The 23,924-nt window shown below is 69.7% G+C and carries 22 protein-coding genes; 16 read left to right on the top strand and 6 right to left on the bottom strand.

Annotated elements, in window-relative coordinates; all coding sequences use genetic code 11:
• Positions 1 to 23 precede the first annotated feature (23 nt).
• Complete coding sequence (locus AB0B90_RS06490; RefSeq protein ID WP_362921151.1) at positions 24 to 629, bottom strand: NAD(P)H-dependent oxidoreductase; 606 nt, start codon at positions 627 to 629, stop codon at positions 24 to 26.
• A 153-nt stretch (positions 630 to 782) separates the two neighbouring features.
• Here AB0B90_RS06490 and AB0B90_RS06485 point away from each other — a divergent pair, with 153 nt between their 5' ends.
• The 11 genes from AB0B90_RS06485 (at position 783) to AB0B90_RS06435 (ending at position 13,525) form a co-directional block, all read left to right on the top strand.
• Entirely contained in the window at positions 783 to 1,637 is an 855-nt protein-coding gene (locus AB0B90_RS06485) for a helix-turn-helix transcriptional regulator (RefSeq protein ID WP_362921149.1), read from the top strand.
• Between the two features lie 304 nt (positions 1,638 to 1,941).
• Positions 1,942 to 2,799, top strand: coding sequence for a hypothetical protein (locus AB0B90_RS06480; RefSeq protein WP_350949297.1), 858 nt, complete (start codon positions 1,942 to 1,944; stop codon positions 2,797 to 2,799).
• Between the two features lie 218 nt (positions 2,800 to 3,017).
• Entirely contained in the window at positions 3,018 to 3,875 is an 858-nt protein-coding gene (locus tag AB0B90_RS06475; protein WP_350949298.1) for a maleylpyruvate isomerase family mycothiol-dependent enzyme, read from the top strand.
• A 273-nt stretch (positions 3,876 to 4,148) separates the two neighbouring features.
• Positions 4,149 to 6,386 carry a glycoside hydrolase domain-containing protein gene (locus tag AB0B90_RS06470; RefSeq protein WP_362921337.1) on the top strand — a complete coding sequence of 746 codons (2,238 nt, stop codon included), beginning with the start codon at positions 4,149 to 4,151 and terminating at the stop codon, positions 6,384 to 6,386.
• Entirely contained in the window at positions 6,383 to 7,657 is a 1,275-nt protein-coding gene (locus tag AB0B90_RS06465) for a glycosyltransferase (RefSeq protein WP_362921146.1), read from the top strand. The genes AB0B90_RS06470 and AB0B90_RS06465 overlap by 4 nt, the downstream gene beginning before the upstream one ends.
• 227 nt (positions 7,658 to 7,884) lie before the next feature.
• A complete protein-coding gene (locus tag AB0B90_RS06460) occupies positions 7,885 to 8,199 on the top strand; it encodes a hypothetical protein (RefSeq protein WP_362921144.1) in 315 nt (104 codons plus the stop codon).
• Positions 8,200 to 8,459: 260 nt separating this feature from the next.
• Entirely contained in the window at positions 8,460 to 9,278 is an 819-nt protein-coding gene (locus AB0B90_RS06455) for a trypsin-like peptidase domain-containing protein (protein ID WP_350949300.1), read from the top strand.
• A 79-nt stretch (positions 9,279 to 9,357) separates the two neighbouring features.
• Complete coding sequence (locus AB0B90_RS06450) at positions 9,358 to 10,347, top strand: MoxR family ATPase (RefSeq protein WP_362921141.1); 990 nt, start codon at positions 9,358 to 9,360, stop codon at positions 10,345 to 10,347.
• Between the two features lie 6 nt (positions 10,348 to 10,353).
• A complete protein-coding gene (locus AB0B90_RS06445; protein ID WP_350949302.1) occupies positions 10,354 to 11,382 on the top strand; it encodes a DUF58 domain-containing protein in 1,029 nt (342 codons plus the stop codon).
• A gap of 127 nt (positions 11,383 to 11,509) precedes the next feature.
• The gene (locus AB0B90_RS06440; protein WP_350949303.1) at positions 11,510 to 12,460 is read left to right on the top strand and encodes a VWA domain-containing protein; all 951 of its coding nucleotides are present in this window, start codon (positions 11,510 to 11,512) and stop codon (positions 12,458 to 12,460) included.
• Entirely contained in the window at positions 12,461 to 13,525 is a 1,065-nt protein-coding gene (locus AB0B90_RS06435; protein WP_362921136.1) for a VWA domain-containing protein, read from the top strand.
• 24 nt (positions 13,526 to 13,549) lie between these two features.
• Here the strand turns inward: AB0B90_RS06435 and AB0B90_RS06430 are convergent, their stop codons facing one another.
• On the bottom strand, positions 13,550 to 14,701 hold the full coding sequence (locus AB0B90_RS06430; RefSeq protein ID WP_362921134.1) for a saccharopine dehydrogenase NADP-binding domain-containing protein: 1,152 nt from the start codon (positions 14,699 to 14,701) through the stop codon (positions 13,550 to 13,552).
• 101 nt (positions 14,702 to 14,802) lie between these two features.
• Between AB0B90_RS06430 and AB0B90_RS06425 the strand changes: the two genes are divergently transcribed.
• Positions 14,803 to 15,750 (top strand): helix-turn-helix domain-containing protein, encoded by a 948-nt coding sequence (locus AB0B90_RS06425; RefSeq protein WP_362921132.1) that lies wholly within the window; start codon positions 14,803 to 14,805, stop codon positions 15,748 to 15,750.
• Between the two features lie 151 nt (positions 15,751 to 15,901).
• On the opposite strand, the gene AB0B90_RS06420 is transcribed toward AB0B90_RS06425, so the two are convergent.
• Positions 15,902 to 17,359, bottom strand: a complete 1,458-nt coding sequence (locus tag AB0B90_RS06420) for an arabinofuranosidase catalytic domain-containing protein (protein ID WP_362921130.1) — start codon at positions 17,357 to 17,359, stop codon at positions 15,902 to 15,904.
• Between the two features lie 233 nt (positions 17,360 to 17,592).
• Here AB0B90_RS06420 and AB0B90_RS06415 point away from each other — a divergent pair, with 233 nt between their 5' ends.
• Positions 17,593 to 17,736, top strand: a complete 144-nt coding sequence (locus AB0B90_RS06415; protein ID WP_350949308.1) for a hypothetical protein — start codon at positions 17,593 to 17,595, stop codon at positions 17,734 to 17,736.
• A 32-nt stretch (positions 17,737 to 17,768) separates the two neighbouring features.
• Here the strand turns inward: AB0B90_RS06415 and AB0B90_RS06410 are convergent, their stop codons facing one another.
• Positions 17,769 to 18,821: a LacI family DNA-binding transcriptional regulator gene (locus AB0B90_RS06410; RefSeq protein ID WP_362921128.1), complete on the bottom strand. Its 1,053-nt coding sequence runs from the start codon at positions 18,819 to 18,821 to the stop codon at positions 17,769 to 17,771.
• A gap of 54 nt (positions 18,822 to 18,875) precedes the next feature.
• The gene (locus AB0B90_RS06405) at positions 18,876 to 19,598 is read right to left on the bottom strand and encodes a family 43 glycosylhydrolase (RefSeq protein ID WP_362921126.1); all 723 of its coding nucleotides are present in this window, start codon (positions 19,596 to 19,598) and stop codon (positions 18,876 to 18,878) included.
• A gap of 93 nt (positions 19,599 to 19,691) precedes the next feature.
• On the opposite strand from AB0B90_RS06405, the gene AB0B90_RS06400 reads away from it, so the two are divergent.
• Both AB0B90_RS06400 and AB0B90_RS06395 read left to right on the top strand, forming a co-directional pair.
• Positions 19,692 to 19,835, top strand: coding sequence for a hypothetical protein (locus AB0B90_RS06400; protein WP_362921124.1), 144 nt, complete (start codon positions 19,692 to 19,694; stop codon positions 19,833 to 19,835).
• A 125-nt stretch (positions 19,836 to 19,960) separates the two neighbouring features.
• Positions 19,961 to 21,979, top strand: a complete 2,019-nt coding sequence (locus AB0B90_RS06395; RefSeq protein ID WP_362921122.1) for a cellulase family glycosylhydrolase — start codon at positions 19,961 to 19,963, stop codon at positions 21,977 to 21,979.
• 147 nt (positions 21,980 to 22,126) lie between these two features.
• Here AB0B90_RS06395 and AB0B90_RS06390 read toward each other — a convergent pair whose 3' ends face one another.
• Positions 22,127 to 22,651: a hypothetical protein gene (locus AB0B90_RS06390; RefSeq protein WP_362921120.1), complete on the bottom strand. Its 525-nt coding sequence runs from the start codon at positions 22,649 to 22,651 to the stop codon at positions 22,127 to 22,129.
• 126 nt (positions 22,652 to 22,777) lie between these two features.
• Between AB0B90_RS06390 and AB0B90_RS06385 the strand changes: the two genes are divergently transcribed.
• Complete coding sequence (locus tag AB0B90_RS06385; RefSeq protein WP_362921118.1) at positions 22,778 to 23,800, top strand: hypothetical protein; 1,023 nt, start codon at positions 22,778 to 22,780, stop codon at positions 23,798 to 23,800.
• Positions 23,801 to 23,924: the final 124 nt, after the last annotated feature.

Raw genomic sequence — 23,924 nt, 5'->3', positions numbered from 1 at the left:
AGGGACAGCCCTTCGAGCGGTTCCTACCCCTCGGGGGTGTACGGGCGGTCGCGCCGGGCGTCGTGCAAGATCGAGCCCCACCAGAGAAGCTGGTCGAGCATCGCCTTCGCGTTCGCGTCGTGCCTCTCGGGCTCCTTGAGGTCGCCGTCGGGGCCGAACAGCTCGAAGTACCGGGGGAAGCTGACGTAGTCGCGGACCGTGTGGGCGTGCAACTCGCCGAAGACCTGCCGCAGCTGCTCTATCGCGAGGAGGCCGCCGCTCCCCCCGCTGTAGCCGACGAAGCCGACCGCCTTCGCCTCCCACTCGGTGTAGTGCCAGTCGATCGCGGCCTTCAGCGAGGCCGGGAAGCTGCGGTTGTAGTCCGGCGTCACCACGACGATCGCGTCGGCCGCGTCGATCCGCCGGGTGAGGTCCGCCATCTCGGCGGGACGGGCCATGTCGGGTTCGAGCACCGGCGGCAGAGGCGGCAGTTCCAGCGGCAGGGGCGTGTCCGCCAGATCGACGAGGTCCACCGCGAACCGGCCGTGCCGCTCGGCCCGCTCGACGAACCAGTTCGCGACCACGGGGCCGAACCGTTCCTGCCGCACGCTACCGATGATCACCGCGAGGTTGAGGGTCTCACTGGGCATGGCTGTGCTCCCTGCTGGAGATACGGGTTCATGGGTGACCGGAGGGGTCACGTCCCCCAACCTGCCGGGCGGCGCGGAGACCAGGAAGACCGGGCCGAGACTGGTAGTGGCGGGGCCACGACCACGGCGGCCACGGCCTGTTACGTTCGAAACGTGAGCGACAACGAGCTGGGCATGTTCCTGCGCATCCGCCGTGAAGCCGTCACCCCCGCCGAGGTGGGTCTGCCCACCGGACCCCGCCGCCGCACGCCGGGCCTGCGCAGGGCCGAGCTCGCCACGCTCGCCGGAGTCAGCGTCGAATACCTCACCCGGCTCGAACAGGGACGAGACCGCCGCCCGTCCACCCCCGTACTCTCCGCGCTCGCCACCGCGCTACGGCTGACCACGAGCGAACGCGTCCACCTGCACCGGCTCTCCAAGTCGACCGACGGCGGCTTCACCTGTATGGACGCGCCGACGCCGGCCCGCGCGGTCCGCCCCACCGTACGGGCACTGCTCGACCGGCTGGAACCCGCCCCCGCCCTGCTGCTCAACCGGCTGAGCGAGATCCTCGCCTGGACGACGGGGTACGACCGGCTGGCGCGGCCGGTCGGCCTGCTGGACGGCGATCCGCCCAACCTCGCCCGCTTCGTGTTCACCGACAGCCGGGCTCGGACCGCCTACCCCGACTGGGAGCGTGTCGCCGACGAACAGGTCGCCGCGCTCAAGCAGGGACCGTTCAGGGCGGACTGGCACATCGCCGCGCTCGCCGACGAGCTCGCCGTCACCGCCGGGGCGGATTTCGCCGGGCGGGTGGACACCCTGCCCGGCCTCCCGAAGTCCAGCGGCGTCACGCGGCTGGTCCACCCCGACGCCGGTGAGCTGCGCCTGGCGTACGAAACCCTCGAACTACCCGTCGACGACGACCAGCGCCTCATCGTCCATCTCCCCGCCGACGACGCCACCGCCGCCGCACTCGACCGCCTCACCGGCCGCCGACCGGGCGCGCTGCGCGCGGTGTCCGGCTGACGCGGGACACGTCACCGCTGGGGAAGCGGTGCGTCCACCCGGGTCGTACGGATCATCCGGCACGGGACACGTCGCCCGCCGGGGAAGCGGACCATACCCGCGTACGGCCACGATCGGGGCCGTACCAGCGTGGCTCCCCCCACTCTGCGTCACAACCGGCATAATCGAGACGATCAGCCTGGTCAGGGCGCACGCGCGATGCTCCCATCCGGTTCGTACCGCCGGGCGGATCCCCTCCACCGACACCCACGTCACGCCACGTGACGACCGTACGGCGACCCGGGCGTCAGACAGGAGGAAGCGCATGCGTCTCGCCATCCGGATCGGAGTGGCCACCACTCTCATGGCCGCCCCGAGCGCCCCGGCCGAGCCGGTCGCCCCGCCCACTCCCGCGGCCGCCGCCAGGCCGGTCGCACCGCCCACTCCCGCGCCGGCCGCCAGGGCCGACGTCAAGGCCCTCCCCACCCCGATCGTCGCGGCCAACGCCGCCCCCACCCCCGCACCCGTCGCCACGAACGGCGTCAGAGCCGTCCCCACCCCGGTCGCCACGGCCGGCGCCAAGGCCGCACCCACCCCGACTCCCACGCTCACCCCCACCCCCCTCGCCACGGCAACTCCCAGTGCCACCCCCAGTGCCACCGCCAGCGCCACCGCCAGCGCCACCGCGACCGTGAACGCCACTTCGACCGCGACCGCGACCATCAAGAGCAAGACCAAGAGCACGGTCTGGCTGCCTCCCTTCGGCGGCAGGAACACCATCCCCCCGTGGCTGAAAAAGGTCCCTTCGCTCCGCGTCGTCCCCACGTGGCCCCGCCAGGCCAGCAGCGTCCGGATATTCGTGCACTGCCCCCCGAACTCGAACCACGCGATCATCGGCTCCGGCGCGTTCAACCTCAAGGGGTCGAGGCGCATCTACCGGGAGGTGGGGCTGGGACTCTCCAACCGAGGGCTGGGGCACCGCGGCGCGACCATCTCCCGCTTCGTCCTGCCGGGATACCACGGGGCGTGCCTGACGTGCGTGAAGGTCACGATGAACAAGCAGACCGGCATCAGGCGGATCAAGGTGCTCGGCCGGGCCTCCGCCCCCCTCTACGTACGAAGGTTCAGCATCTGGCAGTTCTTCAACGCCTCGACCACCTGCGTCAAACGCGACCGTTGCTGACCCCTCGCAGCACCGCCCTGCGAACTGTCAGGGCTCGCCGGGCGGTTCCGCGAGCGTTCGGCGACGACACCGGGGAGGCGACCCGACGGTGGCGGGACGGCGACTCAGCGGGCTTTCTCGGGTGACATGTCCGACGAGCGGATGGCCGCGAAGATTCTCGACAGGCGCGAATCCGTCCGGATAGCCTGCGCACCCCCGAGGAAATGAGCGGAGTCTTCGTGAGCGTTGATTCGACCCGGCTGACACTCACCGAGAGGGCGGGCTTGAGCTGCGGCCCAGAGGTGATGCGCGAGGCGCTGTACACGCAGCGCAGGAGCCTCGCCGGTCGCCTCGCCGAGTTGACGCCGTCCGACTGGGCGGCTCCGACGCACTGCACGGAGTGGTCCGTTCACGACGTCGTCCGCCACATCGTCGATGTGGCGGAGTATCACGTCGCCGAGCTCACCGGCCAGTCGGGGTACACCCGCTTCAACGGGCTCGGATCGTTCGATCCCGCCTCGACTCCCGACCTGTGGCTCCAGGACTCCGCGGGCCGGTCCCCCGAGCAGACGGTCGAGGCGCTCCTGAGAGTGACGGAGGACGAGTACGACAGCCTCGGTGCCCGGATCGAGAAGGGCGACGCCTCCCTGGAGCGCAACGTCGCGGGTCGCGAGACCCTGTGGTCGGTGCGGTCCCTGCACGTGCTGTGGGACACCTGGCTCCACGAGCGCGACCTGTCGCGGACCCTGCGGACGGACGGCCCGCCGGACGTCACCGTCCAGCGCCTCGCCGCCCTGTACGGCCTGCTGTTCGCCGGAGGTGTCGCCGCGCTGATCGGTGACCTCCCACAGGTGTCCTTCCAGCTCGTGGGCAGCCCCGACGGCGTGTACGAGATCTCGGGGCGTCAGGACGACGTCAGGGTGACCGCCACGAGCGCCTCGCCCCCTGACCTCGACGGACCGTTCGAGGCGGTGATGGGGAGCCTCTCCGGGCGCGGCCCCTCTCTCGCCGAGATCGTCGGGGTCTCGAACGCCGCCGTCGAGGGCCTTTCCAAGCTGTCCACCGTTATGAGGCCCAAGGATCCCGAAGGCACGTGATCCCGAGCGTGCCCGGGCCGAGGTGAGAGACGCCGGTTCGCCGAGCGCGTCCAGGGCCGGGTGAGGAGCGCCGGTTCGCCGAGCGTGCCCCGGCCGGGGGAAGGCGCGGGTTCGCCGAGCGGATCCGCGCGCCGTCGCGGTGCTCCCGGGCGTCGTGGAAGATCACAGAAGATCACGGAAATCATCGGCCGATCCAGGTCTTTTGTGACTCCGGACACAGGATTTCACCTCACCGAAACCTACGGCGGTATCGCGTCTGGGTAGAGTCCCGCCATCCTCGACAATGTTGATCCCTTCATCGGCACAGCGGCCACCGACCTGCCTCGGGCACACGGTCTGGCCGCTACCTGGTGGTGGCCGAAACCGCAGGTGGGCAACACCCATCCGGGCGCCACGTCACCGCTGGGCATGGTGTCGGCCTGCGCCTACTCCGGCGCGTACCCGACGGGCTACGGCAGATACACCAAGAACACCGAGGGCGTCCCCGAGGAGATGTTCGAGCGGCTGCAGGCGTCCGGGTTCACCCACTTCCAGCAGTCGGGCACCGGCGCGATCCGCAAGTACTACAACTACGTCCGGGTCACCCCGATGGTGCAGCCACTGGACGCGCTGGGCGAGGCCTGGCCGCTGCACGACGAGGTGGCGGAGGCGGGCTACTACGCGGCCACCCTCGACACCGGGATCCGCTGCGAGCTCACCGTCGGCACCAAGGTCGCCGTGCACCGATACACGTTCCCCGGGCACAGCAGCGCCCGCGTGGTGGTCGACCTGTCCTGCGGCGGCCTCGCCATCGAGCACGGCCGCACCGTGCCGTTGCGTGCGCAGGTGGAGAGCATGGGCCACGGCCGGGCCCAGGGCACGGTGGCGATGGAGGGCGTCCCGCTCTCGGTGTACCTGGACGTCGACGCTCCCGGCTGGCGGCAGATGCTCTGGTACGACCGGCGGCTCATCGACGGCGGCACCCGCCTGGACTTCGACAGCATCCGGCACACCACGTTGCGTCCCTTCGGCATGCTCTTCATGGGTCCCACCGAGCCCGGGCAGACGATCGAGGTGCGGCTCGGGTTCTCGCTGCGCGGGTGCGACCAGGCGCGGGAGAACCTGGAGCGCGAGTGCGGGACCCGGCCGGCGTTCGACGTGGTGCGGTCCAAGACCAGGGTCCGCTGGGGCGACCATCTCGACCGCGTCCAGGTCGAGGGCGGCACGCCGGCCCGCCGCACCGTGTTCGCGACGGCGCTCTACCACTCGCTGATCAAGCCGTGCTTCGCCGACGACGAGAGCCCGTTCTGGCCGACCTCCGGACCGTTCGCGTTCGACGTGTGCACCATGTGGGACATCTACAAGACGCAGTTGCCGCTGCTCGCGGCCATCGTCCCCGACCGGGCCGCGCATCTGCTGGAGTCGCTGATCCGGGTCTGCGAGGAGGAGGGCAACTTCCCCATCGGCTACCGGATGGCTCGCGGCGCCGACCGGTTCTACCGTCAGGCGAGCGCGCTCGCGCACACCGCGCTGGCCGACGCCCACGCTCTCGGCCGGGCGGGCCTGGACTGGAACTGGGCGCTCGTGCACATGGTCGACGACCTGCGTCGCCTGTACGGCGAGGAGTTCTTCGAGCACGGGGTGGTGCACCCGATCACCCACACCCTCGACCTCGCCTACGGCCACCACTGCACGGCGCAGGTCGCCCGGGCGATGAACGACCGGCGCCTCGCCGACGACCTCGACGCCCGCAGCCGCCGGTGGGTGAACGCCTTCGACCCGAGTACGGGACTGCTGCGCGACTCGGAGTTCTACGAGGGCGGCAAGTGGAACTACTCGTTCCGGCTGCTGCACGACATGGCCGCGAGGATCGCCCTGGCGGGCGGCGACCGGGCCTTCATCGGCATGCTGGACAGGTTCTTCGGCTTCGACGCCGCACCGGTGACGCAGCCGGGGCTGCGCCCCCAGGCTGCGGAGATGGCGGCCGGATACGCCCTGAACCGGTTCGAGGGGCTGAACAACGAGCCCGACATGGAAGCGCCGTGGGCGTATCACTACGCGGGACGGCCCGACCGTACGGCCGAGGTGGTCCAGGCGGCGCTGACCTGGCAGTTCGGCACCGGCTCCGGCGGGCTGCCCGGCAACGACGACTCCGGCGGCCTGAGTTCCTGGTACGTCTGGGCGTCGCTGGGACTGTTCCCGATCGCCGGCCAGAACCTGTTCCTGATCAACGCGCCCGCGTTCTCCGGGGCGGTGCTCAAGGCCGGCGGCAACGAGTTCGTCATCGAGACCAGCGGGCACCGCGAGACGCCGATCGGTGTCGACGGCGTCGACCGTGACCCGCCGGCGCAGTACGTCCAGTCGGCGACCCTCAACGGCGAACCCATGAACGCGACGCATCTGAGCGCCGCCACCGTGCATCGGGGCGGCGTGTTGCACCTGCGGCTGGGCCCGGAACCGTCCGGGTGGGGGCGGGAGGTCCGCCCCCCGTCTCTTTCAGATCCGCCCGCCAGAACGAAGGAAGCACGATGACCAACCCCCGCCGCCGTCTCGTCATCGTTGTCAGGGCCGACCCGGTCATCTGCGGCCATTCCGGCGAGGCCCGTAACCTCGCCGAGGTGGCACTGACCCGCGGGTTCGACGACGTACGCCTGCTGACCTGGCCGATCCCCGCGCTGCAGGCGGCCGGGCTGCCGCTCAAGCCGCTCGACCGGCTGCTGCCGTACAGCGCCGGGATCACCGTGGAGCGTCCCGAGGCGGTCGGCGACTACCGGGTGCCCGACGGGCGCCACCAGGCGGGACTCACCGGGCGCCTCGTCGAACTGCTCGCCGAACCGGTGCCCACGACCTGCCTGTCCATGTATCTCGTGCCGCACACCTCGGTGGTCATGGACGCGGTCGTCTCCGCGCGCGCCGCCGGATTCGCGCCCGACGTGCACACCGTCGCGAAGGCGGTCGGCTCCGACGTGACCAACGTGATCCGGTCGTGCCTGCGGGAGGGCCGGTTCGGCGCGGCGACCGTGCTGTTCACCACGTTCCTCGCCAACGACGAGGTCGTCGCGGTCTCCGAGTACACCCGGGAGGAGATCGTCGCCTCGGCCGAGCAGGTGGACGCGCACTGCGGCACCACGTTCGCCGAGCAGTGCCGGCGTCGCGTGACCGTCAGTTATCCGCCGATCGACTCCGCCGCCTTCCTCGACCCGGATCCGGCCGACGTGGACGCCGCGCTCGCGAAACGCGGTCTGGAGCGCGACGGATACATCCTGTTCCTGTCCCGGGTGACCCAGGCGAAGGGCATCCACGACCTGATGGCCGCCTACCGCCGGATGCGCTGCCGGTCGCGGGTGAAGCTGGTCGTCGCCGGCACCGGGCCCGCGCTGGAGGAGATCCGGGCGCTGGCCAAGGATGACGACCGGGTGACGATCCTCACCGATGTGGACGACAACGAGAAGCCACTGCTCATGCGCGGCTGCGCGGCCTACGTCCTGCCCACCAAGCCCGAGCCCGACTTCGTCGAGACCTTCGGCATCGCCCTCGCCGAGAAGATGCTGGCCGGAGGCGGACCGATCGTCACGACCAGGACGGGCGGGACCCTGGAGGCGGTCGGCGACACCGCCGTCATCGTCGAGCCCAGGGACATCGGCGGCCTCGCCGCGGCCGTGGACCGGGTGGTCCTGGAGATGTCCGCCGCCGAGCGCCAGGAGCTGGAACAGCGCGCCCGCACCCGCGCGATGACGTTCGACCGGGCCGCGGTGTTCGACAACCTGTTCCCCCAGGGGGCTCTGGCCGCCGGGGTTCTCTGACCTCCACACGCCCGCGGCGGCAATCCGCCGCCCCCACTCCTGACCGTGCCGCGCGTCCGCGCCGCGCCCTCTGCCGCGGAGACCGATCATCGCGGTTGTCGGCGCGCATCGACAAACAGATGACACGGAATGCGATGGACAACTCATCTCATAACCGCCAGACTTCCCTGCGAACTTGATCATGAGTTCGGGGCAGTGCCCATCGCTTCACATGAAAGGCAGTGCGCATGCGCATCCTTCGAACACTCACCATCGCCGCCGCGGCCGTGGCCGCACTGGCAAGCTCCACTCTGACCGGAACCGCTCTCGCCGCACCGAGCGGCTGCGTGGCCATCATCAACCCCATAGGGCACGCATGGTGCACCAAGGGAAGCGGCTTCGTCCGGGTCAAGGTGACGTGCTCCAACGACTACACCAAGAAGACCATCGTCTACGGGCCGTGGAAGAGCACGCCGAACCCGTCGCCCTACGACTACAGCCACAAGCGCTGCCCCGACAGCCACCCCCACCACATGAAGGCGGAGTACGAGACCAAGTCCTAGCCTCCAGCCGTTCGGCACGGCCGCGCCGCCGAGATGACGGCCCGGACCGACACCGGACAGCCACGGAGACACCGTCGCTGAGCGAGACCGCGGTGCGCAACCCCGCAGCCACCGCCGCCGACCCTCAGCTCACCTCCCGCGCCGCTCCCCCCGCTCCCCCGGGGTGGGCGGCGCGTCCACGTGAAGACCTTCCCCGGTTCTCATGGAGTTCCCAGGCAGAGTTTGTAGCACTTTCGACTGAGATTAATGAGTATGGGTAGATGGAGCCCATGCCGCAGGAGACCGATGCGGCCGGGGCTCGGAAAGCCATGGCCGGAAGGACCGGGCGGTTCGTCGTCGGAGGTGGCGCGCTCGTCGTCGTCGCGCTGCTCGCGTACTGGCTGGGAAGCGGCGGCGGGAGCGGCGAGGAGGCCGCGTCCGGGCCGAGCGCGACACCGACGCCCAGCGCGACGCTCACGGTGAACGACGTCTTCAAGAGGGTCGGGCCGTCGGTGGTGGTCATCCAGGCCGATAAGTCGCTCGGCACCGGGGTGATCGCCGCCGAGGACGGCACGATCCTGACGGCGCACCACGTCGTCAAAGGCACCTCGGACAAAGGCGGTTCCGGCGAAGACGCCGGGAAGGTCACCGTGACGTTCGCCGACGGCACCAGGACGAAGGCCGTCGTCGCGTCGTCGAACCCCAAGCTCGACGTCGCCACCCTCAAACCCGAGAAGCTGCCCGAGATCGTCGTCCCGGCGACGCTCGGCGGCACCGCGGCCGTGGGCGCGCCCGTCGTGGCGATCGGCAATCCGCTGGGCCTCACCTACAGCGTCTCCACCGGCGTCGTATCGGGCCTGAACCGGACCGCCAAGGACGGCGGCCCGGACGGGCTCATCCAGTTCGACGCCTCCGTGAACCCCGGCAGCTCCGGCGGCCCCCTCCTCGACGCCCGCGGCCTGGTCATCGGGGTCGTCGTCTCGATCGCCGACCCGGGAAACGACGAGGCGTTCGCCGGCATCGCGTTCGCGGTGCCGATCGGTACGGCCCTGGGCGGCGGCGAAGGCGACGGGCCGCCAGGTGACGGACCCCAGATCTGACCGCGACGCCACGAGAAGGAACACCATTCGCGTCCTCCCCACACCTCAAGGCAGGGGCCTCCACGCCGGAAGGAACACGATGACCTCGACCAGGTTCTCCGAGTCGGCCCACCCGCTCGAACAGGTGCTGTTCGAGGTCAAACGCACGATCGTCGGACAGGACGTCCTGCTGGAACGCATGGCCGTCGCGTTGATCGCCGGTGGCCACCTGCTCGTCGAAGGCGTACCCGGCCTCGCCAAGACGCTCGCGGTGAGGTCGATGGCCGCCGCGATCGCCGGCAGTTTCCAGCGCGTCCAGTTCACCCCCGACCTGGTACCGGCCGACCTCGTGGGCACGCGGGTCTACCACCAGCACTCCGGGGAGTTCAAAACCGAACTCGGCCCGGTGTTCGCGAACCTGCTGCTCGCCGACGAGATCAACCGCGCCCCCGCCAAGGTGCAGAGCGCCCTGCTGGAGGTGATGCAGGAGCACCAGGTGACGATCGGCCGCGAGACGTTCCGGGTGCCCGAGCCGTTCCTGGTCATGGCGACGGAGAACCCGATCGAGTCGGAGGGCACCTACCCGCTGCCCGAGGCGCAGGTCGACCGTTTCATGATGAAGGTGGTCGTCGACTATCCGACCCAGGTCGAGGAGCGGGCGATCGTCGAACGAGCGCTGCGCCCACCCGAGCCGCCGCAGCCGATGGTCACGGCCGAGGACCTGATCGCGATGCGGGTCCGCGCCCAGCAGGTGTACGTCGACCTGGCGATCGTCGACTACGCGGTACGGCTCGTCTCCGTGACCCGTTCCCCCGCGATGGCCGGGCTCGGCGAGCTGGAACGGTACGTCACCCACGGCGCGAGCCCGCGGGCGTCCATCGCGCTCGTCACGGGCGCCCGCGCGCTGGCGTTCCTGCGCGGCCGCGACTACGTCCTGCCGCACGACCTGTCCGAGATCGCGCTCGACGTGCTGCGCCACCGCCTCGTGCTGTCCTACGAGGCCCTCGCGGACGACGTCGACACCGACGCGATCATCACCGCGGTGCTCGGGGCCGTCCGTGCTCCCGACGTCGTCCTGCAGAACCGCTGACCCGCCATGGCCACCGCCCCCGAGAAACTCCTGCTCCGCCTGGAGTGGAAGGTCGTCCGCAGGCTCGACGGCCGGCTCCAGGGTGCCCACCGCACCGCGCACCGCGGCTCGGGAATCGACTTCACCGGGTTGCGCGCCTACAGCGAAGGCGACGACGCCCGGCACATCGACTGGAACGTGACCGCACGGCTGGACGAGCCGCACCTGCGGGTGTTCACCGAGGACCGTGAGCTGACGGTGTGGCTCGTCCTCGACCGGTCGGCGTCGATGACGGCCGGCCGGCCGGGACGCGGCAAGCACGACGTACTCGCCGAACTCGCGCTCGTCCTCGCCCGGCTGTTCGGCCGGGGCGGCAACCGCGTCGGCGCCCTGCTCTTCGACACCGGGAAGCCGCGCGTCGTGCCACCCGGCACCTCCCGGCGGCACGCGCTGCGGATCGGCGCCGAACTGGAACGCACCTCCACGACGCGCGGCGGCGCCGGACCGGAACGTCCTCCCAAGATCGGCGTCGGCGCGGAACCGGAACGTACTGCCAGGACCGGCGTCGGCGCCACGCTGAGACGCGCCTTCAAGGGACGCGCCGACGCCGAGCCGAAACGCGCTTCCACGGCGCGCTCCGGCACCACCACCGACCTGGCCGAGATGCTCGACGCGGCCGGACGGCTCGCGCGCCGCCGCGCGCTCATCGTCGTGCTGTCCGACTTCATCGGCGACGGCGACTGGGAGCGATCACTCCAGCGCCTGGCCCGGCGGCACGAGGTGGTCGCCCTGCGGATCGTGGACACGGCCGACGACGTACTGCCCGAGGCCGGGCTGATCGTGGTCGAGGACGCCGAGACCGGTGAGCAGCTCGTCGTCGACTCCGCCGACCCGCTGCTACGGGTCCGCCTCCGCGCCGCCGTCGACGCCCGCGACGCCCGGCTCAAGGCGGGCATGCGCCGGGCGGGGGTGCCCGTCCACCGCATCGACACCGACCGCGACCTGGGCGAGGCGCTCGTCGAGGTCGTCGCCCGGACCAAGGACCGGTCGCCATGACCGAACATGCCGGAACCGTCGATCGGCCTCGAAACCAAGCCGCCACGACCGAGCGCGCCGGCACCGTCGCTCGAACCGGGAACCGAGAGATCGTCAACAGATACCCGAGGCCGGCGAAGGAGGCCTCGTGACGCTGTCCTTCCCGCTGCTGCTCGCCGTCGGACTGCTCCTCACGGCGGCGCTCACCTGGGCGGCCGTCGTCTCGGCACGCCGCAGAACGGCCGCTCTCACCGCCGCCGGGGTCGCGGTGCCCGGCGGCCGCCAGGCGTACCTCGGTGTCGGCCTGGTGATCGCCGGCGTCGGGATACTCGCGGTCGCCGCCGCCGGACCTGCGGCGATGGTGCCGGTCCCGCGGACCGCGGGCACCGTCATCCTCGCCGTCGACGTCTCCAACAGCATGGGGGCCGACGACGTCGCGCCCACCCGGCTCGCGGCCGCGCAACGGGCGGCCCGCGCGTTCGTGGCGGCGCAACCCGACAGCGTCGACATCGGAGTCGTCGCGTTCGAACGCGGTGCGCTCACCACCGCGCGGCCCGACGCCGACCACTCCGTCGCGCTCAAGGCCATCGACCGGCTGAAGGTCGTCGGTGGCACCTCGCTGGGGACGGCCATCACGGCCTCCCTGTCGGCGATCACCGGCAAACAGGTGACCGTCGGCCGCGACGGCCCCGCGCCCGACATCGGTTACTGGCCGTCCGCGACGATCGTGATGTTCTCCGACGGCCAGAACGGGGGCGGGGACGTCGAGCAGGCCGCCGCGGTGGCCCAGCGGGCGGGCGTCCACATCCACACCGTCGGGGTCGGCACCACGGCCGGGGCGACGGTGAAGGTCGACGGCTACCACCTGCAGACCTCGCTTGAGGAGGACACCCTCACCTTGATCGCGCAGACCACCGGTGGCGCCTACCACCCGGCCTCCGACACCGCGCGACTCGACGGGATCGCCGACACGATCGACCTGCGGGTCACCGTCTCCGACGAACCCCTGCCCCTCGCCGGCGGACTGATCGGGCTCGCCCTCGCCCTGCTCACCGCAGGCGCGGCGCTCACCGTACTCCGAACCGGACGGGTGATCTGAATGTCGTTCTCGTGGCCGTGGGCGCTGCTCTCCCTCCTCGTCCTCCCGCTGATCTTCGCCGTCCGCGAGTGGGCGCGCCGCCGCCGTCGGCGGGCCGCCGTGCGCGTCACCTCCATCGCGCTCGTACGCGGCGCCCTGCCCGGCCGTACGCTCTGGACGCGGAAGATCCCCACGGCACTGTTCGCGGTCGGGCTCGCGCTGCTCGCGGTCGGGGCCGCGCGACCGCAGGCGTCGGTCCCGGTGCCGCAGACCTCGGCGACGATCCTGCTCGCGCTCGACACCTCCGGCTCCATGTGCTCGACGGACGTCGACCCCAACCGCATCACCGCCGCGAGGAAGGCCGCCGCCGAGTTCATCGAGTCACAGCGGGGCGGGCCGCGCATCGGCCTGGTCACCTTCGCGGGCACCGCGGGCCTGCTCGTCCCACCCACCGACGACACCGACTCGCTGATCGAGGCGCTGGACGATCTCACCGTGTCCCGTGGCACCGCGATCGGGCAGGCCGTGCTCACCTCGATCGACGCGATCGCGGAGGTCGACCCGTCGGTCGACCCCACCGGGGCGGACCCCGGCGACAGCGGATCGGGTTACGCCGGTGCCGCGATCGTCGTACTCACCGACGGCGCCAACATCCAGGGCGTCGACCCGCAGGTCGCCGCCCGGGAGGCGGCCCTGCGCCGGGTCCGCGTCTTCACCATCGGCTTCGGCACCACGGACCCGGCCCCGATGGTCTGCGAGAACTCCCAGTTCGACGGCCGCGGCTTCGGCGGCTGGGGCGGTGGCGGCTGGGGAGGCGGCCGTGGCGGATTCGACAGGGGCCGCAACCCCCGCACCATCGACGAACCCACCCTCAAACAGATGGCCCAGACCACCGGCGGCTCCTACCACCGCGCCGAGAACGCCGACCAGCTCCAAAGCGCCCTCGACGCCCTCCCCGGCACCTTCACCGTCATCCGCCAACAGGTCGACACCGCCGCCGCCTTCGCCACCGGCGGCGGCCTCCTCGTCGCCGCGGCCCTCGCCCTCTCCCTCTGGTGGAACCGCCCCCGGCCTCCGACCCGCTGACCGCACGCGCGGTCGCGCGAAACCTCAGCGACGACCGTCGAGCGGGGCGTACAGCGAGAGATGCGGGGACAGGGCACGGAGGAAGTCCGGGGCATCGAAGACCGCGCCCGCGGAGGCGACGCCCGCCCTCCCAGCGCTCCCGGCGCCGCCGGTGCTCCCTCTGCCCTTGGCATCGCCGGAGCTCTCAGCGCCGCCGACGCCTCCGGTACCTCCGCTGGTCCCGGCGCCGCCGGCACCCCTGGTCCGGCCGCTGAGGATACGGTCGACGGCCTCCACCGCGAGCGGCGCACTGATGGCGTAGATGTCCTGACCGGCGGCGGTCACCCGGCGTTCCGTGCCGCCGGAGCGGACGAGGACGTCGACGACGAAGGTCTGCGCGGAACGGCCACGCTCGTCGACGGCGGTCGGAGCCGGGGCGTCGGGAGCGGACAGGTCCGAGGCCGCCTTGGCGGTCATGTAGGTGCGCACCTCCGGGACCGCCAGGTGGCTGGGAACGGTGACGACGTCGGCCATGGTGAACTCTCCGATCACGCTCTGGGAGCCGAGCGGAGCAGGGAAGGGCCACTCCAGGGTCGGCAGGGCGTCGTCGTGATACTCCAGCCGTCCGCCGGTGAAGCGAACACGGCGACCACCTCGCCGCTGCCCCGAGACCACGCCCGAGGCGAGCGTTCCGCCGGTGGGGTGCCAGCTGCTCAGGCCGTAGGCGATGTGCGCCTCGTCCGCCGCCGTCCAGTCGCCCATCGCGGTGGTGACCAGGAGGTCGCCGAGCCCGCCGAAGAAGGCCATCGCCGGGACCACCAGGGTGCCCGCGGCGCGGGCGCGCTCCGCGAAGCGCGCGAACGTGTCGACGTTCGCCTCGATCTCGGCGGCCACGTCGACATACGGAATGCCGGCGCGCAACGCCGCCTCGATGAGCGGGGCGGCGGTCGTGGCGAAGGGCCCGGCGCAGTTGATCACGGCGACCGCGCCTTTCAGCGCGCGGTCGAGCGAGGCCGGATCGTCGACCGACGCCCGCCGCGTCTCAACTCCGGGGTGGGCCTCCGCCAGCACCGTCAGCTTGTCCTGATCACGGCCGAGCAGCAGCGGGACGTACCCGCGCTCGCGCGACTCCGCGACCACGAACCGCCCGGTGTGCCCGTAGGCGCCGAACACCGCCACGTTCCGACCCATTTCCATGCCTGCTCCCGCGTACTCGAAGTGATCCACCGCCGAAATCCTGTCCTCGTCGCCCCATCGAGGCCAGTGTCTGGAATGACATGACCCGTACAATTCCCGACATGAGTTCCGTCCCGCGCTCCGTTGCGGTCGCCGCCACCGACGGGATGCTCCACTTCGAACTGGCCCTCGCCTACGAGGTCTTCGGCTCCGCCCCCGCCGCTCTGCCCGGCCCCTGGTACGACGTCCAGGTGTGCGGCACGCACGCCGTCCGGGTCGGCCGGTTCCTGCTGGAGCCGGACTGCGGGCTCGACCGGCTGGCGCACGCCGACACCGTGATCGTCCCCGCCCTGGCGGACGTCGACGAGGACCCGCCGGCCGACCTGGTCGAGGCGGTGCGCGCAGCTCACGCGTCGGGCGCGCGGGTGGTCTCCCTGTGCACGGGCGCGTTCGTGCTCGCCGCCGCCGGCCTGTTGGACGGGCTGCGCGCGACCACGCACTGGGCTCACACCGAGGAACTGGCCGCGCGCTACCCCCGGGTGGAGGTCGACCCGGATGTGCTCTACGTCGACAACGGCAGCGTGCTCACATCCGCGGGCAAGGCCGCGGCGATGGACCTGTGCCTGCACCTGGTACGCCGCGACCACGGCTCCGCGATCGCCAACGTGGTCGCCCGCCGCCTGGTCGTACCGCCCCACCGGGCCGGCGGCCAGGCCCAGTTCGTCACCACACCGGTGCCCGCCCAGGACGGCCACCCCCTGGCCGAGCTGCTCATCTGGGTGATGCGGCGACTGGACCAGCCTCTCACCGTTGAGGACCTGGCCCGTCAGGCGAACATGAGCTCGCGCCACCTGACCCGCCACTTTCGCTCGGTGGTCGGCACCACCCCGCTGCAGTGGCTGTTGACACAGCGGATCCGCCGCGCGCAGGAGTTGCTGGAGAGCACGGACGACAGTGTCGAGGCGATCGCCTCGGCCGCGGGCATGGGCACGGCGACGACCCTGCGCCGCCACTTCCACCGCACGATCGGCGTACCGCCGGACGCCTACCGCCGCACGTTCCGGCCGTAAGACCACTCGCGGATCTCGAAATCGTCCCGGCCGCGTGTTCACGCCACCGGGCGAAGGCCCGTCCCGGGGAGCCGTGGCCCCCCAGGTGTCCGGACCTCCGCCCGAGGCGCTTCACCCGATCGCCCTCATTCGCCGGACCGGCTGGTCGGAGTCAGCTGCGCAGGGTCCACCGCTGGTTGGCCTGGCCGTTGCACGACCAGAGGATGAGCTTCGTGCCGTTCGCTGTGCCGGCGGCGTTCGCGTCGAGACACAGGCCGGACTGCACGCCGGTGATGGTGCCGTTGGCGTTGACGTTCCACTGCTGGTTGGCCTGGCCGTTGCAGTCCCAGATGATCACCTGGGTGCCGTTGGCGGTACCTTGGCCGTAGGCGTCCAGACACTTGTTGCCGTACACCTGCAACTGCTTGCCCGAGGTGTTGACGAACCTCTGGTTGGTGCCGCTCCCGCAGTCCCAGATCTGCACCTGGGTGCCGTTGGTCGTGCTGGAGTTCGGCACCTCGACGCAGCGGTTGGACTGGCCACCGACGATCTGGACACCCTGCTGCGGGTTGCCGCCGCCCGCAGGTGCGTAACCGGCGGCGGTGATGTTGGCCTGTACGGCGTTCTCGGTGACGGCCGTCGGATAGCCGGAGGTCAACACGCCCTCGAAGAAGGTGCCGCGACCGGAGACGCTGTTGTCGCCGCCGATGCCGAGCAGGATGGCGCCCTCCTTCTTCATCGGGTGGTAACCGCTGGGGCGCGGGCCGTCGAAGTAGTTCGTCAGGCCGCCCGACTGCGCGTTCCCACCCCGGATCGCCCAGTGGTTCGGCTCACCCTTGACGATGGCGGTGACGAAGCGGTGGTTGATCGACGGGAGGTTGTTGTAGCCCGCGTTCACCCCGGAGAAGAGTCCCCACTCCAGGTCGGCCATGATCCAGGGACCGGCTCCGGCCCCGTAGCCCCACTGTTTGTTGGCGCCGAAGTAGACGGTCTCCATGATGCCGCGGGCGTCGGCCTGACCGTCCGTCTGCGCGTTGCCGTAGTCGAAGCAGCACCACTGGTTGTAGTGCGTGCCGTCGACGACGGCGTAGATGCCTTCCGGCTGGTCACCGGTCGCGACCCCGTTGGTGTTGTTGTTGCGGTAGCCGGTGCCGGGCTCCACGCGAACGCCGTACGCCTTCTGGCCGCCGATGGTGATCGGGGCCGCCTTCGCGTCGGCGAGGTTGTCCCATCCGCCGGGTCCCGGGCCGGGCCAGTAGCCGGGTGGCGCCTGGGTGAGACGGTTGTTGCGGCCCGACTGGTCGTAGATGATCGTGATGACGCAGGTCGTGTTGGCGCAGAACGAGTCCTGGGTGGCGGCGTTGACGACTCCGCCCGCGCTCAGCAGGCCGATGTCCTGGGTGGTGTTGTCCGAGGCGCGCCTGACCTGGTACAACGGGCCGTTGTACGCGCCGTACAGAGCCCGGGTCGTGCTGTGCGCCGCCACACACGGCGTGCCGCCCGCGGCGTAGATGTCGCATGACTGCGCCGCCGCGGCCTCGGCCGTACCGGCGCCGACCGGCCACGTCATGGCGATCAGCACGCTCGCACCGATCGCGAGCGACCTTCTCAGGGTCCCGAAAAGCATCATGCCTTCTTCTCTCGATGAGGAAATCGCGGCAGGACGGCGCCGGGACGACAGGCCAGGTCGTGATGTTAGCGCTAACATGAATGGCTCGTCTGACAGCGATTCGCGGCTGAAGATACTGCGGAGTACATTCAACGGATGCCCTCGCGTCAATAGGGCGGGCTGAATTTCTCGGACATCCGACCGCCGTCGACGCATTACCTGGATCTCTGCCGTGACACACCCTCACCGTCACGATGAGCCATCGTGAAACTTTCATCCGTGGCACCCGCCAGACGGTGAGCCATCTGTTCGTCAAGGGCATCGGCCACACGGTGGGCGGCACGAAGCCGAACCATCTCGCGTTGTACGGATTCATCGCGTTCCGAAAGCGCACCTGAGCGAACAGGCTCCCGATCTCCTCTCCCGGCGGTCAGTCACCTTGGTGCGGCGGGGCGGTGCTCTCCCGGATCGTCAGCGTGGTCGCCAGTTCGAGGCCGACCTGTTGCGTTTCCTCGCCGCGGCCAAGAGCGAGCGCCAATTCGGTGGCTTTAACGGCCATCTCGGTCAGTGGCTGGTGGACGGTGGTCAGCGGAGGGTCGACGAACGCGGCGACCGGCAGATCGTCGAAGCCGACCACGCTCAGGTCTCCAGGAATCCGCAGTTCCAGCTCGCGAGCAGCCTGGTAGACCCCGAGTGCCTGAAGGTCGTTGCAGGCGAAGATCGCCGTCGGTCGCTCCCGGCCTCCCAACAGCCTGACCGCGGCCTCACGGCCGTCCTCTCTCGTGAGTTCGGTACGCACGACGAGGCTGTCGTCCATCGACAGACCCGCCGTCTCCAGGGCGGAGCGGTAGCCGTCGAGCCTGGCGCGGCAGCACAGGACGCGGTCCGGGCCTGCGATCATCGCGATGCGCCGGTGGCCCAGCTCGATGAGATGCCGGGTGGCCGACCGTCCGCCGGCCCAGTTGGTCGCTCCGACGAAAGGGACGCCGTCCGGTAGTTCGGTGGTGGGGTCGAAGACCACGAACGGAATGTCCTTGGCCCGCAACTGGTTCCGCTGTTCCTCCGACAGCTGGGCCACCGTCACCACGCATGCCGGACGGCGGGCCAGGGTCTCGTCGATCGGGTGTTCCGTGGAATCCTGGCGAGAACCGAACTCCGTCAGCACGACACCCACTCGGTGCTCACGGGCCACCCGCTCGACCCCCCGGATGATCTCCAGGCCCCACATGTCCTGGAGCTCGCCGAAGACGAGCTCCATCATGTTCTTACGGTTGGTCTTTCGATAGCCGTACTCGCTGATCAGCGCCTCTACTCGGGCACGGGTGTCGGCGGAAACGCCGGCACGGCCATTGATGACCTTGGAGACCGTCGGAACGGACACTCCGGCGGTCTCCGCGATGTAGGAAATGGTCACGGGACGCGTGGGGTCGCCTGCGGGGTGCTCTCCGTCGGAGACCGGGCCGCCCGCCTCGGCGTACGACAACGTGGCCCCCTTCTTCGCGTTTCGTTCTCTCCCGGTGAGCCGTCGCGGGCCTGTTCACGGCGCGAGGACACCCCGTCGGGTTTCGCTTGAACGGCACCGTGCGTCCTCGTCGAGCGACTCGTCGTCGAACCAGTCGCACCGGACGGTGTCCGCCGCGGCGTAGAGACCTGTCACACGCCCGGTGAAACCGTCGGCGACCTCCGTCGACGGGTATCCGCCGTCGAGTTCGGCCGGCACGTCGAACCCGGCCGTCCGCGTCTTCGATACCGAAACGGAGCCTATCGGGTTCTTTCCGGGGATGCCGCTCCTCGGGCCGGGTGGCGAGGATGTCGATTCGAAGCCGGACCGGCCCAGGGGCTGTGTGACGGATGGCCGCGACGGTGCGAAGCGAGCCGACCTGTGCCCAGTGCACCGGATCCCGGCGTGGAGGATCGGCACGCCGGGGAAGCACTCGAAGCTGGAACAGGCCAGGAAGCAGTCGTCGCCGACCCTGCGGATGCTCGGATCCGGGTGCGTACCGGAGATCACCGGGTTGACGAACGTGCCGTCGGTCCAGAGCTCCGCCACAGGATTTCGTGTTTCCGCTCCCGCTCCCTCATCGAATGATCGTTGGCCTGAAACATTCAGGAACCTTAGCCAGAAACTTTCTTCATCTCTCGCCCTCTCGTCGCTGTGGGCGGCCACCGCGACGGAGCATACGTGGCTCTTGGCCTGCCTCTTTGCCTTCCTCATCAGGACAGGGTCCGCCATGTCCGATCCGAGCCTTTCATCGAGCATGTCGTCAGGGGATGGACAGCACCACTCCACCCTCTTATTTAATGTTTCCGGTCAATCTGACAGAAACTTTCTCAGCAACCGGATGGAGCGCGCATGGTGGCCGCCCTCGACTCCGGCGCTTCCGCCGACACCACCACACCGCCCACCGAGGCGAGCGAGACGGCTGTCGGCGTCCTCACCGTCGCGCCGATCGCCGCCCACCCGTTCGTCCAACGCCACTTCATCAAGGAGTGCTGATCGGCGCCGTCAAAGGTCGACGCGCCCGAAGGAGGACAACCGTGAAACCGCACAGGTTACGAAGAGCCCGCTCACGGATCGGCGCCGCCCTCGCCACCCTGGTCGCGTTATTGACAGTCAGCACGATGACGGCTTTCAACGCCCAGGCCGCCACCGGATGCCGCGTGGAGTACACGGTCTCGTCCCAATGGCAAGGCGGGTTCACCGCCAACGTGAACGTCACCAACCTCGGCGACCCGGTCAACACCTGGCGGCTCGCCTGGACGTTCCCATCGGGACAGCAGGTCACCCAGGCGTGGAACGCGACCGTCACCTCGTCCGGGGCACAGACGACCGCCGCGAACATGAGCTACAACGGGACCGTGGCGACCAACGCCTCGGTCTCCTTCGGCTTCAACGGTTCGTGGTCGGGCAGCAACACCGCGCCCGCCACGTTCACCCTCAACGGCGTCACGTGCTCGGGAAACGTCGGACCGTCTCCCAGCCCGACCCCCTCCCCCTCACCGACCCCCTCTCCTTCGCCGACCCCTTCCCCCTCGCCGACCCCGCAGCCGGGGAACGCGATGGACACCGTGGCCGCGATGCAACCCGGGTGGAACCTGGGCAACACCCTCGACGCGATTCCCGACGAGACCGCCTGGGGCAACCCGCTGACGACCCAGACCCTGCTCCGGCACGTACGGTCCCAGGGGTACAAGAGCATCCGGCTGCCGATCACCTGGAGCAACCACCACGGCCCCGCACCGGACTACACCATCGACACCGCCTGGCTGAACCGCGTCCGCCAGATCGTCGACTGGTCGCTGGCCGAGGACTTCTACGTGATGATCAACCTCCACCACGACTCATGGCAGTGGATCAACGGCTACCCGGCCGACTCCACAACCGTGATGAACCGGTACAAGGCCCTGTGGCGGCAGATCGCCGGCACCTTCCGCAACCACTCGCCGAAGCTGGTGTTCGAGAGCATCAACGAGCCGCAGTTCGCAGGCACGTCCGGAGACGACCAGAGCGACCAGGTGACGAACACCTTCAACACGGAGTTCGTCCACCTCGTGCGGCAGTCGGGCGGAGGCAACGCCACCCGGCTTCTCGTGCTGCCCACCCTGCACACCAGCGGCGAGCAGGCTCGGCTGGACGCGCTGAACGCCACCATCACCGCACTGCGTGATCCCAACCTGGCCGCGACGGTCCACTTCTACGGCTGGTGGCCGTTCAGCGTCAACATCGCGGGCGGCACCCGATATGACAGCAATGTCGAACAGGACCTCGTCGGTACCTTCGACCGGGTACGGACCACATTCGTCTCCCGCGGAATCCCCGTGATCATCGGAGAGTGGGCACTGCTCAGCTGGGATCACACCCGGCCCGGCATCATCGAGCGGGGCGAGTTCCTGAAGTATCTGGAGGCGGTCGGATATCACGCCCGGATCCGGAACCTCACCACCATGGTCTGGGACGCGGGCCAGTTCCTGAACCGCAACGAACTGAAGTGGCGCGACCAAGGCGTCTACGAGATGTTCAAGGCGAGCTGGACCACACGCTCGGGGACGGCATCCTCCGATCAGGTGTACCTGCCACGGACCGGCACGATCACCAGCCGGACGCTCACGCTCAACCCCAACGGCACCACCTTCCAGGGCCTGCGGCAGGGCGGCACCAACCTCGCCCAGGGCGCCGACTACACCGTTTCCGGCAACACACTCACCCTCACCGCCTCAGCCCTCACCAGGCTGGCCGGAAACCGCGCCTACGGCGTGAACTCCACCATCGAGGCCCGGTTCTCCCAGGGCACCCCATGGTCGATCAGCATCATCAGCTCCGACACACCGACCCAGTCCGCCGCGAGTGGCACGACCGGCTCGTTCACCATCCCCACCCAGTTCCGCGGAGACCAGCTCGCCACGATGGAGGCCAAGTACGCCGACGGCAGCCCCGCCGGACCGGCCAACTGGACCACCTACAAGGAGTTCTGGCAGAACTTCCAGCCCGACTACAACGCGAACAGCATCATCTTGAAGCCCGAGTTCTTCGCCGAGGTCAACGACGGCCGGATCACCCTGACCTTCCACTTCTGGAGTGGAAAGCAGCTCACGTACTACATCACCAAGTCCGGAAGCACCGTGACCGGCGCCACCACCTGACAGTGGCTCCCTGACAGCGGATGGAACAGGTATCGGTACCTGTTTTCTACCTGAGATTTCCACCGGTACCGGTACCTGTTCGAATTCACTCTCCCAGAGCATCGAAATCCGATCCGTCATCGCGGCCGGCCTGCGGTACGGGACCGGTCACGGCGTGGCGTCCTCCCAGTGCGGGGTATGCGATTCGACGTCCTCCGGCACGCGAATCCGCCCGTCCACGAGAACGAGTGGCGCGATCTCGGTGCTCTCGTGGAAGCGCAGGTAGCCGACGAAGGATTCGACACCGTCGGCCGGCGCGCCGACCGAGCACCCGCCGAGCCAGTCCAGCAGTGTCCGGAGCCGGTAGAAGTCGTCGGGATGGAGTTCTTGGCGTACCGTCAGCGCCCAGCCGTCAGGCCGCTCTCGCGCGACCAGATCGGCGACGAGCGCGCCTCCTACCCGCCAGGCGGCGCCTCGCCGCGCGAACACCGGCTCCACCTCCGCGTCCTCCCACTCGCAGTCGGGGTCGTCGGGATCACCGAGCGGATAGGTCTCCACATATCGGTCAGAGCCGATCGGCAGGCGCTCGGGCCGCGGCCCCTGCCCCACGTGCCACCGCAGCTCGGCGAGCTCGTCGTCGGTCACGTCAGCGCGAATGTTCACCGACAGCACGAGTTCGTAAATGTCCCCCATCGGCACACCGTACCGTCGCGACACCCTGAGAGATCGTCCTGGGAGGAGTTCACACGGGACGAGACCATCGTCCGTTATCTGTCGCGTTCACCTTGTCCGCCCCGGGAGAATCGGTAGTCTGCGGCAATGCCATTCGATCATCGATCTATTGGCGCGGCAGCGCTGACGGCGGCCGTCGCACTCACCACGGCCGCCCCCTCGGCCGCGCGGGCGCACGAAACCCCCACGACCTCGGCGGATCGCGTCCTACGGGTCTACAACAACAACATCGAGAACCTGGTCAGGAACAACGCCGACGGCTCGTGCACCCGGGTCTCGGGTCCGGACCACCTCACCTCGATGCTGGTCGACGACAACGGCCGAACCGGCACCTCAGGCGTGCAGGCACCCGACCTCCTGATCGTGCAACAGGTGCGCGGCACCGGACAGGCCACCGCGTACGCCGACCAGCTCTCGGCCAAGTTCGGCTATCCGGAGGGCACCTACAGGGCGATCGTGGCCTGGGACGACCCCGAGGAGTGGGGCGGCACGCACAGGTGCAGTCAGCAATCGCTCGGCGACCTGAAGAAGAAGCAGACCAACGGGATCCTCTACAACACCAGAACGTTGAGCCTCGCGTCGGGCGACATCTCGAAATACTGGAGCGCGGGCTGGCTCAAGCCGGGAACGTCCTACCGCGACGGGGCAGGCTGCACGCTGTACAAACCGCCGAGCAACGACGCGAGCAGCGCCAACGAGCACAAGTGGAAGCGCACGAGCGCCATCGCCGCGAAGTTCACCGTCAAGGCGACGGGAACACCGGTGTTCGCCGCGACCATGCACCTCCCGGAGGAGAACGGGGCGAACGCCTGCGCGGGCGCCGGCTCCGCGGGCATCGCGAAATCCGGCATCCATATCGGCGCGGACGCCACGAGCCTGATGAACGCGTCGACGATCCGCGTGATCGGGATCGACGCCAACCGCACGGGCATCGCCCCGACGACGCTGGGCGGCTTCGGCATGACCGGTTACGGCACGAAGGCGACCTCCGGCTCCAGGAAGATCGACTACCTGTTCGTCAAGGGCACCGTGCGACCGTCGAGCATCGGCCACACGGTGAGCGGCACGAAGTCGAACCATCTCGCGCTGTACGGATTCATCACGTTCTGAAAGCGCACCTGAGCGAACGGGATCCTCTACCGACCGGTCAATCATCGTGGTGCGGCCGGGCATCGAAGAAAATGGACGCATTGTGCGGCTACCTCACCAGGGCACGTGGGCACCTGCCCCGAGA

The sequence above is a fragment of the Streptosporangium sp. NPDC049078 genome (assembly GCF_040648855.1).
Classification (GTDB): domain Bacteria; phylum Actinomycetota; class Actinomycetes; order Streptosporangiales; family Streptosporangiaceae; genus Streptosporangium.
This window is presented reverse-complemented; position numbering and strand designations above follow the sequence as displayed.

Bases quoted from the DNA above. Each gene is read 5' to 3' on its own strand.
- AB0B90_RS06490 (WP_362921151.1), bottom strand. From the start codon at position 629: ATGCCCAGTGAGACCCTCAACCTCGCGGTGATCATCGGTAGCGTGCGG.
- AB0B90_RS06480 (WP_350949297.1), top strand. From the start codon at position 1,942: ATGCGTCTCGCCATCCGGATCGGAGTGGCCACCACTCTCATGGCCGCC.
- AB0B90_RS06465 (WP_362921146.1), top strand. From the start codon at position 6,383: ATGACCAACCCCCGCCGCCGTCTCGTCATCGTTGTCAGGGCCGACCCG.
- AB0B90_RS06460 (WP_362921144.1), top strand. From the start codon at position 7,885: ATGCGCATCCTTCGAACACTCACCATCGCCGCCGCGGCCGTGGCCGCA.
- AB0B90_RS06455 (WP_350949300.1), top strand. From the start codon at position 8,460: ATGGAGCCCATGCCGCAGGAGACCGATGCGGCCGGGGCTCGGAAAGCC.
- AB0B90_RS06450 (WP_362921141.1), top strand. From the start codon at position 9,358: ATGACCTCGACCAGGTTCTCCGAGTCGGCCCACCCGCTCGAACAGGTG.
- AB0B90_RS06445 (WP_350949302.1), top strand. From the start codon at position 10,354: ATGGCCACCGCCCCCGAGAAACTCCTGCTCCGCCTGGAGTGGAAGGTC.
- AB0B90_RS06435 (WP_362921136.1), top strand. From the start codon at position 12,461: ATGTCGTTCTCGTGGCCGTGGGCGCTGCTCTCCCTCCTCGTCCTCCCG.
- AB0B90_RS06430 (WP_362921134.1), bottom strand. From the start codon at position 14,701: ATGGAAATGGGTCGGAACGTGGCGGTGTTCGGCGCCTACGGGCACACC.
- AB0B90_RS06425 (WP_362921132.1), top strand. From the start codon at position 14,803: ATGAGTTCCGTCCCGCGCTCCGTTGCGGTCGCCGCCACCGACGGGATG.
- AB0B90_RS06420 (WP_362921130.1), bottom strand. From the start codon at position 17,359: ATGATGCTTTTCGGGACCCTGAGAAGGTCGCTCGCGATCGGTGCGAGC.
- AB0B90_RS06415 (WP_350949308.1), top strand. From the start codon at position 17,593: ATGAGCCATCGTGAAACTTTCATCCGTGGCACCCGCCAGACGGTGAGC.
- AB0B90_RS06405 (WP_362921126.1), bottom strand. From the start codon at position 19,598: ATGCTCGATGAAAGGCTCGGATCGGACATGGCGGACCCTGTCCTGATG.
- AB0B90_RS06400 (WP_362921124.1), top strand. From the start codon at position 19,692: ATGGTGGCCGCCCTCGACTCCGGCGCTTCCGCCGACACCACCACACCG.
- AB0B90_RS06395 (WP_362921122.1), top strand. From the start codon at position 19,961: ATGACGGCTTTCAACGCCCAGGCCGCCACCGGATGCCGCGTGGAGTAC.
- AB0B90_RS06390 (WP_362921120.1), bottom strand. From the start codon at position 22,651: ATGGGGGACATTTACGAACTCGTGCTGTCGGTGAACATTCGCGCTGAC.
- AB0B90_RS06385 (WP_362921118.1), top strand. From the start codon at position 22,778: ATGCCATTCGATCATCGATCTATTGGCGCGGCAGCGCTGACGGCGGCC.